At 66.9% G+C, this 12,587-nt stretch carries 13 protein-coding genes; all 13 read right to left on the bottom strand.

The features are described 5' to 3' along the window. Nucleotides 1–52 precede the first annotated feature (52 nt). Nucleotides 53–262, bottom strand: a complete 210-nt coding sequence (rpmE, locus tag WEG36_13680; GenBank protein MEX1258659.1) for a 50S ribosomal protein L31 — start codon at nt 260–262, stop codon at nt 53–55. Nucleotides 263–366: 104 nt separating this feature from the next. Further along, nucleotides 367–798 (bottom strand): ferritin-like domain-containing protein, encoded by a 432-nt coding sequence (locus WEG36_13685; GenBank protein MEX1258660.1) that lies wholly within the window; start codon nt 796–798, stop codon nt 367–369. 103 nt (nt 799–901) lie between these two features. Continuing rightward, the gene (locus WEG36_13690; protein MEX1258661.1) at nt 902–1,636 is read right to left on the bottom strand and encodes a hypothetical protein; all 735 of its coding nucleotides are present in this window, start codon (nt 1,634–1,636) and stop codon (nt 902–904) included. Continuing rightward, nucleotides 1,633–2,928: a glutamate-1-semialdehyde 2,1-aminomutase gene (gene hemL, locus WEG36_13695; GenBank protein MEX1258662.1), complete on the bottom strand. Its 1,296-nt coding sequence runs from the start codon at nt 2,926–2,928 to the stop codon at nt 1,633–1,635. Before hemL ends, WEG36_13690 begins: the two co-directional genes overlap by 4 nt. 20 nt (nt 2,929–2,948) lie before the next feature. Continuing rightward, nucleotides 2,949–4,442 carry a 30S ribosomal protein S12 methylthiotransferase RimO gene (gene rimO / locus WEG36_13700; protein MEX1258663.1) on the bottom strand — a complete coding sequence of 498 codons (1,494 nt, stop codon included), beginning with the start codon at nt 4,440–4,442 and terminating at the stop codon, nt 2,949–2,951. Then, nucleotides 4,439–5,149, bottom strand: coding sequence for an outer membrane lipoprotein carrier protein LolA (locus WEG36_13705; protein ID MEX1258664.1), 711 nt, complete (start codon nt 5,147–5,149; stop codon nt 4,439–4,441). The genes rimO and WEG36_13705 overlap by 4 nt, the downstream gene beginning before the upstream one ends. 65 nt (nt 5,150–5,214) lie before the next feature. Further along, the gene (locus tag WEG36_13710; GenBank protein ID MEX1258665.1) at nt 5,215–7,542 is read right to left on the bottom strand and encodes a DNA translocase FtsK; all 2,328 of its coding nucleotides are present in this window, start codon (nt 7,540–7,542) and stop codon (nt 5,215–5,217) included. Between the two features lie 34 nt (nt 7,543–7,576). Then, a complete protein-coding gene (locus tag WEG36_13715; GenBank protein ID MEX1258666.1) occupies nt 7,577–8,308 on the bottom strand; it encodes a 2-phosphosulfolactate phosphatase in 732 nt (243 codons plus the stop codon). 17 nt (nt 8,309–8,325) lie between these two features. Further along, on the bottom strand, nt 8,326–9,681 hold the full coding sequence (gene accC / locus WEG36_13720) for an acetyl-CoA carboxylase biotin carboxylase subunit (GenBank protein MEX1258667.1): 1,356 nt from the start codon (nt 9,679–9,681) through the stop codon (nt 8,326–8,328). Nucleotides 9,682–9,721: 40 nt separating this feature from the next. Then, nucleotides 9,722–10,213, bottom strand: a complete 492-nt coding sequence (gene accB, locus WEG36_13725) for an acetyl-CoA carboxylase biotin carboxyl carrier protein (GenBank protein ID MEX1258668.1) — start codon at nt 10,211–10,213, stop codon at nt 9,722–9,724. A 5-nt stretch (nt 10,214–10,218) separates the two neighbouring features. Next, complete coding sequence (gene efp, locus WEG36_13730) at nt 10,219–10,779, bottom strand: elongation factor P (GenBank protein ID MEX1258669.1); 561 nt, start codon at nt 10,777–10,779, stop codon at nt 10,219–10,221. A 31-nt stretch (nt 10,780–10,810) separates the two neighbouring features. Then, nucleotides 10,811–11,248, bottom strand: a complete 438-nt coding sequence (aroQ, locus tag WEG36_13735) for a type II 3-dehydroquinate dehydratase (protein ID MEX1258670.1) — start codon at nt 11,246–11,248, stop codon at nt 10,811–10,813. Continuing rightward, nucleotides 11,245–12,474, bottom strand: coding sequence for a hypothetical protein (locus WEG36_13740; protein ID MEX1258671.1), 1,230 nt, complete (start codon nt 12,472–12,474; stop codon nt 11,245–11,247). Before WEG36_13740 ends, aroQ begins: the two co-directional genes overlap by 4 nt. Between the last annotated feature and the right edge of the window lie 113 nt (nt 12,475–12,587).

Genomic DNA, 12,587 nt, shown 5'->3' on the forward strand with positions numbered 1-12,587 from the left:
ACAGGTGCCGACCGGACCGCCCGGACCGAAGATGGACGGTCCGCGGCGGGAGCTAGGACTCGCTTTCCTGCTTGTACTTGCGGTTGAAACGCTCGACCCGGCCCGCGGTATCCACGAGCTTCTGCTTCCCCGTGTAGAAGGGGTGGCAGACCGCGCAGATCTCGACGTGGAGGTCGCCTGCCGTAGAGCGGGTGTCGATGACGTTGCCGCACGCGCAGACGATGCGTGCCGGCTTGTATTCGGGGTGGATACCCTGCCTCATAAACTTCTCCGGATACCGTGCGCGGCGCGGGATCGACCAACCCCATGCCAGACCTTAAATATAGAAATCCTCTGGACCCGATTCAAGCTCCCAGGGCCGACCCCTCATTCCTTCCAGTTGTGTAACCGGCGCTCGATCTCCTCCTTGTGCCCCGTCTCGTCCACGATCAGGTCTTCGAGACGGACCTTGAGCGCGGTGAGCCCCAGCTCCTCGGCCTGCTTCGCCCGCTTCTCATAACGCCCGATCGCGTCCTTTTCCGCCGCAAGCGCGATCTCGAACATTTCGCGGTTCGTGCGGGAGATCTTCACCGGGCGGGGCGCCCCGGTAGGGGTGCCGCCGAGGGCCACGATCTTGTCGGCGAGAAACTGTGCGTGCCCGAGCTCGTCCGGAATCTCCGCTTCGAAGAAGTCCCGGATCTCCTGCCGGTAGGGGCCGGAAGCGAGGCTCGCGAAGAGCCGGTAAGTGATGACGGCCTGGTATTCCGCGGCCAGATCTATATTTAGGCCCTCGAGCAGCTTCTTTATCGTCGCGGCCATTCGATTCTCCTTTGGGGTCGCCTTCCGAGCTCGCCCTTTGGGGGGGATTCTTACCCCGGAGCAGGCCGGGGGATCAGAAAAGGACCCGAGAGCTTACCCGAAGTCAACGGCCGAAGAGGATCTCGAGGCCGGTGCGGAGCTGGAAGTAGCTCAGATCTTCGAGAAGCTCGAAGCGCCCTTCGCCCACGACGCGCAGGCGCGTCCCGAGCGGCACTTCGACGCCTCCATGCACGTTCACTCCCGCCCGGACCGAATCGAGCAGGTCGTCCACGAAGGTCCCGTCCACCGCGGATCCCCCTCCCCGAAGGACGTGGGCGCTCAGGCCTCCCCCGGCGTAGGTCAGGAGTCCGAAGGGCACCTCCCAGAGAAAGTGCATATCCCCGTGCAGCGCCACGTCCGACCACCGGATCGCACCGAGGTCCACGAGGACCACCTCACCGGTCCGCTCGAAAATGAGAGCGGAGACGCTGTTCTCCAGCCGCTCGACCTCGGAGCTGGTCAGGAAGGAGGACCAGCGGTTGAAGCCGAAGGTGACGCGAACCCCGGGACCGAGGAGCCCCAGGTCCACCCGTCCGCCGAAGGACTGCGTGTTGTCCACCTTTGCGGGGAAGATGTAGCCCACATCGAGCATGGCCCCCTGGAAGGAGAGGTTTTCGTAGTCGAAGTCGGCGAGCCCCTGAGCTCGTGCCGGAGTGGGCGCGAAGGAGCCGAGAACGATCGCAAGGAGAGTCGCAATTCCCGCGGCCGCCGTCCCCCTCCCCTCCCCCCACACCGTTCCGTCCGCACTCACCGAATGGCGCGATCCGCCAAAGATCTCTTCCCGTCTCCTTCGCATCATCCCAGAGCCTCCGCCGCCCCCCGGGCGGCTTCGAGTGTGAACGCCAATTCCTCTTCGCCATGCCGGATCGAAAGAAACCCCGCCTCGAAGGGCGAGGGAGCCAAGAACACGCCCCGGCGGAGCATCTCTCCATGGAAGCGGGCGAAGCGCTCCGTGTCCGAGCCGCGGGCCTCTTCGAAGGATCGGACGGGTCCGGGGTGGAAAAAGATTCCCCACATGGAGCCGATGGCGGCCCCCGTGGCAGGGACTCCGGCCGCGCCGAGAGCCTCGACCAGGCCGCTCACGAGCCGCTCCCCGTAATTCGCCAACCCATGGAAGGGGTCATGTTCCTCCAGCCAGGCGAGCTGGGCATTCCCGGCGGCCGTCGCGAGGGGATTGCCGGAGAGGGTGCCGGCCTGATACACGGGGCCGGCCGGGGCAACCATCGCCATGATGTCGCGCCGCCCCCCGAAGGCACCGGCCGGAAGCCCCCCCCCGATCACCTTTCCGAGGGTGGTGAGGTCCGGTTCGACTCCGTAGTGACCCTGCGCGCCGCCGAGCCCCACCCGGAAGCCGGTCATGACCTCGTCGAAGACGAGGAGCGTGCCGTGGCGCGCCGTGATCTCCCGGAGTCCCTCGAGGAATCCGAGCTCGGGGAGGATGAGGCCGGCGTTCCCCACGACCGGCTCGAGGACGACCGCGGCGAAGTCGTCTCCGTCCCGGCGGAAGAGGTCGGCGACGCCCTCGAGGTCGTTGAAGGGGAGAACGGCGGTATCGCGCACCGCGGCGGCGGGGACCCCAGGCGAGTCCGGAAGCCCGAGCGTCGCGACTCCGCTCCCGGCAGCGACGAGAAAAGGATCCGCGTGGCCGTGGTAACACCCGCTGAACTTGAGGAAGCGGGTTCGTCCCGTGAAGGCCCGCGCCAGGCGGAGCGCGCTCATCGTCGCTTCGGTCCCCGAGCTCACGAGCCGGACCATTTCGATCCCGGGGACGAGCCGCACGAGCCGTTCCGCCAGCTCCACCTCCGCCTCGGTCGGCGCTCCGTAGCTCGTCCCCCGCGAGAGTTGGTGCTCGAGCGCCTCCACGACCACGGTGGGCGCATGCCCGAGGATGAGGGGCCCCCAGGAGAGGACGTAGTCGAGGTATCGGTTTCCGGCGGTGTCCCACAGATAGGCGCCCTCGCCCCGCTCCACGAAAAAGGGGATCCCTCCGACGGAGCGGAAGGAGCGCACCGGCGAGTTGACGCCCCCGGGCAGGACCGCGAGCGCCCGCTCCCAGAGCCCGGAGGTGGGGGACCGCGCTTTTCTGGTCATCGCCGCCGAGGTCTCGCCTTTCATGCCACCACCCGGGCGATCAGATCGTAGTCGAGGGCGTCCACGATCTCGACCTCGAGGAAGGCCCCGGGTCGGAGCTCCACTCCGGGGAGGATGCGGGTGAGTCCGTCCACATCCAGTGCCTGACCCCGGGTTCTCCCTTCTCCCGCGTGCTCCGGATCGTCGTCGAGGATCCGATCCACGAGGAGCAGGTCGCGGCGCCCGATGAGTTCTTCGTTTTTTTCGAAGGAGATCTGGCGCTGGAGCTCCATGAGGATCTCGAGGCGATCCCGTTTCTCGTTTTCCGAGAGGTGGCCTGGGTGCTCCGCGGCCGGCGTCCCCTCTTCGGGGGAATAGGCGAAGGCGCCCACCCGGTCGAATCGCGCCTCCGCCAGAAGGTCCAGCATCTCTTCGAATTCGCGCTCGGTTTCCCCCGGGAAGCCGACGATCACCGTCGTGCGGAGCACCAGCTCGGGAATCGCCGCGCGGAGGCGCCCCGCGCGCTCGCGAATCGTGTCCCTCCGCTCGGGGCGCCGCATCCGCTTGAGGACGGCGTCGCTTCCGTGTTGGATCGGCATGTCGAGGTAGGGGAGGAGCCGCGGCTCCCCGGCGAGGAGCTCCACGATTTCGTCCGTGATCCCTGACGGGTACATGTAGAAGAGCCGAAACCAGGGGATGGTCGTCTCCCCGAGGAGTGCGCGGAGGAGGTCCGGGAGGAGCGGCGTGTTCCCGGCCTCCCCCCCGGAGCGCGTCGCCGCGACGGCCTTGCGACGCAGATCCTTCCCGTACCAGGTCGTGTCCTGGGAAACGAGGTTCAGCTCCCGCACTCCGCGCGCTTCGAGCCCCCGTGCTTCGCGGACCAGCTCCGCGACGGGCGCGGACCGGTGGAGCCCCCGCATGTGAGGGATCGCGCAGAAGGCGCAGGTGTGGTCGCACCCCTCGGAGATTTTGAGGTGGGAGGCATGCGGCGTGTCGGTCGAAAGGATCCGGAGAGGACGCTCCATCACCGGGATCGCGCATTCCTCCTCCGGGAGGTGCCCGCGCGCCCGAAGCTCGCTCACGAGCCCCTGCATCTCGGTGAGCCCGAGGAAGAGATCCACCTCGGGAATCTCGGCCGCGAGCTCCTCCTTGTAACGCTGGACGAGGCACCCGACCGCGACCACCGCCTTCACCTTCCCGGAGCTCTTGAGGGCGCACGCCTCGAGAATCGTTTCGACCGACTCTTCCTTCGCCGCCTCGATGAAGCCGCAGGTGTTGATGACGATGACGTCCGCGTCCGCGACGTCGGGGACGACCCGCGCGCCTTCCCCCACGAGCGCTCCCATGATCCGTTCGGAGTCCACCGTGTTTTTGTCGCAGCCGAGAGTGACGAGACCGATTCGCGGGCCGGCGGCGGGACCGGTCGGATCGAAGGCGTGGTGGACGGCGGACACCGCGGGGGAGACATCCGGCCGGATGGGCGTCGCAGTGACCGGAAAGACCGGGAGGTCCCGCGTGCGGAGCCGCCCGATCATGGCGTGATCACCTGCACGCCGGCCGGGGGATCGAAGCGGAAGTGGTCCGCGGCAAGGTTCGGATCCAGGCGGATGTTCGTGAGCTCGACGGTCCGTGTGTTCTCGGAATCCAGCTCCTCGATCTCGATCTTCCGGATCAGGTAGTCGGCGGTGTCGATCCAGATCCGCGCGCTCCGGTAAGGCGAGGGCTCGGTTGGGCGAAGGGCGACCAGATAAGTCGGCCGTCCCCCCGCCCGCTCGGTCCCGATGTAGGTCGCATCGTACCGCTCCCCGGGATTCGAGAGAAATTCTCGGTGGAGGTCGAACCTCCCCTCGGCGCCCGTCAGTCGGGTCCGGTTCACCGCACCCTCGTCCACGCTGGGGAAATAGACCCAGAGATCGATCCCGTCTGCCACGATGCGGTCCCCCGCCGGATCGGACCACCGCATGTCGAAGCGGTCCGACCGCGCCTGACAGAGCTCGCCCCGGCTCGCGATCGTATCCCCCAGGAGGGTCACGTCGATGACCTGATGGAAGTTGGCGCAGAAGCCGTCGAGCGCCTCGTGCCGCGCGGAGGCCCGCTCCAGAATCGCGACGGCCTCCTGTCCCCGCGCCGGTTGAGCCATGGCTAAAGCTAAGAAGCAGACGCCCCCCGCGGTCCGCCCTCGGGAGAAGGCAGAGGCGGGACACGTCCGCCGGATTCGATGCACCAGGTCTTTGGTTCGCATGAGTCTCATTACACGCCCGAGGACGGAGAGGGTTCTCGGGAAGCTCCGCCGGGCCTCCCGGGTCCTCAGTTCCGACCCCCCCCGAACATCCGGTCGAGTTGATCCAGGTTGATCAGGACCTCGCGGGGCTTGGAACCATCGGGAGGCCCGAGGACACCGGAGTCGTGGAGCTGGTCCACGATCCGGGCCGCCCGTCCGTACCCGATCCGGAGCTTCCTCTGGAGGAGAGAGGTCGAACCCTGGTCGTTCGTGATGCAGATCTCGGCCGCTTCCCGAAAGTATTCGTCCCACTCGCCCCCGAGGACTTCTTCCCCGCCTCCCGCTTGTTCGATTTCGCGAGCGCGGACGACTTCGAGGATATCCTCTTCCACCGCCGGCCCCGCCCCCTCTTCGGCCGCGAGCTTCCGCTCGCGGAGCTCGCGATACCAGCCTATGAGGCGCTCCGTCTCCTCCGTGGAGATATACGCCCCCTGGATGCGGACCGGCTCGCTCTGCCCGGGGGGGAGAAAAAGCATGTCGCCGTCGCCGAGGAGGACGTCCGCCCCGTTTTGGTCCAGGATGGTTCTCGAGTCGGTCTTGGACGCGACGCGGAACGCGATCCGCGACGGAAAGTTCGCTTTGATCAATCCGGTGACGACGTTCACGGAGGGACGCTGCGTGGCGACGATGAGGTGGAGACCGATCGCGCGCGCCTTCTGGGCGATTTGCGTGAGCGGTTTTTCAATCTCGCTTTGCACGGTCATCATGAGGTCCGCGAGCTCGTCCACGACGAGGACCACGAAGGGAAGGATTCCGTCCGTGTAGATCCAGCGGTCCGGATCCCCCTCGTCTCCGTCCGCCTCGACCCGCTTGAGCGTACTGCCCTTCCGGACTCGCCGGTTGAACTCGCTGATCGAGCGCACTCCGTTCGCCGAGAGGAGAGCGTACCGCCGTTCCATCTCGATGAGCGCCCACTTGAGGACTCCAGCCGCCTCCTTCGGGTCGGTCACGACGGAGTGCCGGAGGTGCGGAAGATCGGCGTAAGTGGAGAGCTCCACCATTTTCGGATCGATCAGGAGGAGGCGGAGGGTCTCGGGGGTGTGCCGGTATACGAGGGAGGTAATGATCGTATTGAGGCAGACCGACTTTCCCGACCCGGTCGCGCCCGCGATGAGGGCGTGCGGCATCCGGGCGAGATCTGCCACGTAGGGGTCGCCGCTCAGATCCTTTCCCAGCCCCAGGGGAAGTTCGGCGCGCGACCCGCCGAAGGCCCGGCTCTCGAGGATCTCCCGCAGGCGGACCGTGAAGGCCAGGGGGTTCGGAATTTCGACGCCGACGGCACCCTTCCCCGGTATCGGCGCGACGATCCGGATCGTCTTCGCCTTCATCGCGAGGGCGAGGTCGCGGTCGAGATTCGCGATTCGATTGACCTTCACTCCCGGGGCGGGGATCACCTCGAACTGAGTGACGACGGGCCCGGTGGTGCGCCCGCCCAGCGTGCTTTCCACACTGAAGGTCCGGAGCTTTTCCACGAGGACTTCCCCCAGCGCGTCCAGGTCGCGCTCCATCTCCCTCCGGTCGGGATGCTCGGAGGGATCGAGAAGGTCGAGGGGCGGAAGTTCGTCCCCCGCCAACTCCCTGGGGTCGCGTGGATCGTGGAGGATGTCCTTGCGGGACGGGGCCGCGGTCGTCGTCGCCGGAACGACCGCCCTCTCGGGCTCGGGCTCCTCGGCTTCCACGTCGGCCGCCTCGACCGGCTCTTCCACGACGACGGGCTCCCGTTCGAAGGGGCGCGCCTCCTCCACGACGACCGCCGGTGCCGGGGTCCGCATCTCCGGAATGTGCCGCCCTTCGAGCCATCCCGCGCCCCGCTCCCAAGCGAGTTTCGCCCCCTTGAGGAGCCAGAACGCCGGTCGCTGGAGCGGGTTCCATCCGAGCGTCGCCAGCGATAGGAGGACAAAGGCGACGGCGAGGAAAAAACTTGCGCCGAAGACGCCGAGGGCGCCGGCCAGAGGAAGGCCAACGCCAACGCCGAGCCGCCCCGGCCACTCGGGCGGAAACGAAAGGACGAAGAAGGCGCCGGGAAGCAGGACGAGGAGGCCGAGGCCCAGGATCGCGAGGCGCACAGCCCGCTCCCGCGCGATCCATCCGCCGAGGTGGATCCCCGCGAGCGCGACCAGAGCGGGAAGGAGCCAGGCGCCCCCGCCAAAAAGGTAGACGGCGCCGGTCCGGAACCAGTGTCCCACTACCCCCATGAGATTCCCCGACGGAAACCAGGTGGCTTCGAGGGATCCGAGGAGGGCGGTGGGGAGGAGGGTCAGGAGGACGAAGACGGCGAGGGCCAAAAGCCCCACGCCGATGAGCTCTTTTTTTCGCTCGCTCTTTCGTTCGTTCTTGCGCTGGGATTTCGCCATTCTGGCTCGGCTCACGACGAGTTCGGTGAGCCGTTCAAGATCCCTTCTCCGGCACCCGGATCGTCCGATCGCCCATCTCGGGCACGAGGTCGTGCCGGTCCCTCGAGGCACAGGCCGAAAGATCGGCCTCGAGCCCCACCTCCACCAGGGCCGCGCCCGCCTCCGTCGAGCGGAGGAGGGCGAGGTCCGGCTTGAACTTCGCGGAAAGGGCGAGGACCGCGCGCGAGGCGTCGTCGAGATCCCGCTCCGCCGCCTCGCCGTCGCCTTCGAGCTCGCGGATGATCACCCCCGCGCAGAGGGCGTCGTCGAGCGAGAAGCGGCCCTCGCGGCCGGCGCAGATCAGCGCGATTCGGTCGGCGTCGCGGACGGACTCTACGACCGCCGAGAGATTCATGAGGGAGGCGGCGACGATGCGATCCGCATCCTCCGCGGCGAGAAAGGCCCGCGTTCCATTCGTGGTGCTCATCACGAGACGCATCCCACCGACGCTCTCCGAAGTGAATTCCGAGGGGGAGTTCCCCAGGTCGAACCCCGGAATCTTGAGTCCCTTCCGCTCACCGCAGAGGAGAGTGTCGTCGCGGCCGAGTGAGTTGGCGATACGGATGGCATCTTCCGTGGAGACGGTCGGGTAGACGGCTCGCGCTCCCGCGGCGAGCGCTTCGACGATCGTGGAGGTGGCCCGGATGACGTCGATCACGACCGCCGTGTGCCCCGCGACTTCCCCGGACTCGGCTTCGGCGGCGGACAAAAAGGTGCGGACCTTCATGGATCTCGTCTCGAATCTCAGGATGCGGCGCGCTCGGCGAGCATCCGCTCGACGAAATGGGTGTCGACATCTCCCGACTGGAATCTCGGGTGTCGAACCAGCTCCGATAGGAATGGGATCGTCGTGAATACCCCCTCGATCACGAAGGAACCCAGCGCGTAGCGTGCCCGCACGAGCGCCTCTTCTCGCGTCTTTCCACTCACGATGAGTTTCGCGAGCAGGGAGTCGTAATAGGGCGGAACGCGGTACCCCGCATAGACATGGGTGTCGAGCCGTACACCCGGTCCTCCCGGCGGGTGAAAGGTCGTGATCTGCCCCGGCGAAGGCTGAAAGTTCCTCTCGGGGTTTTCAGCATTGATCCGGAACTCGATGGCGTGGCCGCGCATGACGACGGGGCCCTCCGGAAAGGAGAGCCGCTCGCCCGCGGCGACGAGGATTTGCTCCTTGACCAGGTCGAATCCCGTCGTCACCTCCGTGACGGGGTGCTCCACCTGGATCCGCGTGTTCATCTCGATGAAGAAGTAAGAGCCATCGGGCTCGAGAAGGAACTCGACCGTTCCGGCTCCGACGTACCCGATCGTCGCCGCGGCCCGCACGGCGACCGCCCCCATCTCCTCACGGAGCTCGGAATTGAGGACGGGCGAGGGCGCCTCCTCCACGAGCTTCTGATGGCGGCGCTGCACCGAGCAATCCCGCTCCCCGAGGTGGACGATCCGCCCGTGCGTATCGCCGAAGACCTGAATCTCCACATGGCGCGGGTGCTGAAGGGCCCGCTCCAGATAGACGGAGCCGTCCCCGAAGGCGGCCTGAGCCTCGTTCTGAGCCGCGCGGAGAAGGCGCTCCAGGCTCGCCTCGTCTGGCGCGACTCGCATTCCCTTCCCTCCGCCCCCCGCCGCCGCCTTGACCATGATGGGAAAGCCGGTGGCGCGCGCGATCTCCATCGCCTCTCTCGGATCGCGAACAAGGCCGTCCGAGCCCGGGACGGTCGGAATTCCCGCTTCAATCATGAGTTGGCGCGCCCGCGCCTTTTCCCCCATCGCCCGGATCTGCTCCGCCGACGGACCGATGAAGGTCACGTTGGAGCGCTCGCAGATCTCGGCGAATTCGGCGTTTTCCGCGAGGAATCCGTAACCGGGGTGGATCGCCTCGGCCCCGGTAATCTCCGCGGCCGCCATGATCCTCGGAATGTTCAGATAGGACTCGGAGGACTGGGGCGGTCCGATGCACACCTCCTCGTCCGAAAAACGAACATGGAGCGACTCTCGGTCCGCTTCGGAAAACACGGCGACGGTGGGAACGCCGAGCTCCTGGCAGGCCCGAATCACCCGCAGGGCGATTTCGCCCCGGTTCGCGACCAGCACCTTCTTGAACACCGATTAGTCCCCGAAAGAAGAGATTTCCTGGGAGCTCGTCTCAGGCGGGCTCGACCCGGAAGAGCACCTGGCCGTACTCCACGGGCGCCCCGTTGGACACGCAGACCTCTCGGACGATTCCATCGAGGTCGGATTCCAACTCGTTCATGAGCTTCATCGCCTCGATAATGCAGAGCGGATCTCCCTTGGCGATGCGGCGGCCCACTTCGATGAAAGGATCGGCGTCGGGGGAAGCGGCCCTGTAAAATGTGCCGACCATGGGGGAAGTGATCTCGACGACGTTGTCCGGCAAGGACTCCGGCGGAGGCGCAGCGGACCCCGCGTCCGGAGCGCCTTGGGGTGCCGGCCGCCCTGGTGCGGAGCCAGAAGGATCGGCCGCGTGGCCCGGAGCCTCGGGCGCGAAGACGACGGGGGCGGGCGCCGGCGTCCTCGAAAGGCGGACACGTGTTCCGCCCCGCTCGATCTCGATGTGATCGAGCCCGCTCGCGTCGAGCGTGCGGATCAGCCTCTCGATGAACTCGAGATCAATCATTCAGCTCAGGCTCGCTCCAGATACTTGTCTTCGCGGCGATCCACCCGGACCACGTCGCCCTCTTCGATGAAAAGGGGAACCTGAATGACCGCTCCCGTCTCTAGCGTCGCCGGCTTCGTTCCGCCCTGAGCCGTATCGCCCCGCAGGCCCGGATCGGTCCGCGTCACCTGGAGAACGACGAAGTCAGGGAGCTCCACCGCGATCACGCGATCGTCATGCACGAGCCCCTCGCACTCCATGTTTTCCTTCAGGTATCGGAGCTGGCCAGCGCCAATCAGGTCCCCCGAGATCGGGATCATCTCGAAGGTTTGCTGGTCCATGAAGAAATAAAACTGGCCGTCCGTGTAGCTGTAGTTCACGGGACGCCGCATGAGACGCACCGTGCTCACCTTGTCTCCCGCACGAAACGTCCGTTCCACGACCTGGCCCGTAAGGACGTTTTTCAGCTTCGTCCGCACGAAGGCGCCGCCCTTTCCGGGCTTCACGTGCTGAAAGTAGGTGATGGCCCAGAGGACCCCGTCCATGTCCAACACCAGCCCGTTCCTGAAATCCGCCGTCGAGGCCATGCGATCTATCTGGGATGTGTGATGATTCTGTTCAGGCGCCGGAAAGCCGGCTCGCCAGCCCCCGGAACCCAAGAAGATAGCCCTGGACCCCGAATCCAAACACTACCCCGGCGGCCACGGGGGAAAGGTAGGAGTGAGCGCGGAACGGCTCCCGGCCGGCCGTGTTCGAGATGTGGACCTCCACGAAGGGCCGCCCGACCCCGACCAGGGCGTCGCGGAACGCCACTGACGTGTGCGTCAGGGCGCCGGGATTCACGAGAAAGCCGTCGGCCGATCCGGCCGCCCTCGCCACGAAGTCGAGAATCTCCCCCTCGTGGTTCGACTGGAAGGTTTCGACTTGGACCCCGAGCTCGCCGGCGAGCTCGGAGATCATTCGATCCACGTCCGCGAGGGATTCCGCCCCATACAGTTCGGGCTCACGTGTTCCCAGGAGCTGGAGGTTGGGGCCGTGGATGACGACGATCTTCACGAGCGGAGGCTCCTCAGCCAGGCATCGAACCCGTCCGTGTCCCCTTCGTCCCGGTGTGCCCCCTCCGCGTCCTCATCGGGGTCGCATTCGGCGGTGGTGAGAGGGGCGGGTGGAACGCTCGAACCCTCCAACCCATCCGGAGCGAGGGAGGCGACGGGAACGGCGCCGGGAACCCAGGCGAGGAGGTCCCCGAGGTACTCCGCGATCGTCCGGGGACCGCTCTCGCGCGTGGTCGGCGCGAGGCTCGTCCTCTCGATCGCCTCCTCTTCGACGACCTCCACTTCCAGCCACACCTCTCCGACTCCCTCTACCTCCATGGCAACTTCCGCGGCAGAAGGGAGGGGGGAGGGCGGAACTCCGGGTCCCTCCTCCTCCTCCTCCTCCTCGATGTCTTCGATCACGAGCCGGGCGGGCGGGCGCTCCTCCTCTCCCTCCGTCTCTTCGAAGGCGTGAGTCTCGAGCTCGCTCAGTCGCTCCGCGAGCCCGGCGTCATCCGGGTTCGCCTCGACCAGCTGCACGTACACCTCGACCGCCCGCTCGTGGAGCCCCTGCTTCGCGTAGAGCTCAGCCATCGTGCGGGTCATGAGGAAAGTCTCTTCATCCGATTCCTCCTCCGCGGCCATACGCGCCGCGAACTCGTCCTCCTCCGCCTCTTCCCGGTCCTCGCCGTCGGCCGGTACCCGCTCGGGAGCGGGCACAATGGCCGAGCCGGTCGCGATGTCCGGCGGTGGCGTGGGAGGGGGCGCGGGATCCCCTTGGGACGGGAGACCGGGACCGCCCACTTGCCCCCCCTCCAACATCGTGGCCCAGCGGGAGTCCTCGAGGTCGGCGAGCCGCCCCAGGGCGGCCGCGTTTTCCGGCTCCAGCTCCAACGCGGCCTTCAGGTCGAAGGCCGCGCCTTCCCCGTCCGCCTCCGAGGCCCGTGCGTCCGCCCGCTCCAGAAGGGCAAGGACATTCTCCGGGTCGAGGTCGAGGACCCGATCCAGGTGCTCCCGGGCCAAAAGGAGGTCGCCGCGGTCCCGCGCCACTCGGGAAGCGACGAGATGGCCGGTTGAGAAGTCGGGAAGGCGGTCCAGGCCGTCTCGGACGAGAGAGGTCGCCTCGTCGAGATCCCCCAACCGCCGGTAAGCTTCCGCAAGCGGGGCGAAGGCCCGCCCTTCGGGGTCCCGCGCCGACCAGAACTGGGCCCGCAGAGTTCGGATCTCCTGGTCGAGCGACTCGGACACGCTGGTTCCTTTCTTCACCGACTTGTCGGTGCATCGAGCGAGGATTGGGCGGCGGAGATGCCCGAGGAGAACCTGTCGAGGAAGATACGGAACGCCCGGAAATCGTGTCAACG

This window comes from Gemmatimonadota bacterium (assembly GCA_040882465.1).
Lineage (GTDB): Bacteria > Gemmatimonadota > Gemmatimonadetes > Longimicrobiales > Gaopeijiaceae > JBBEBG01.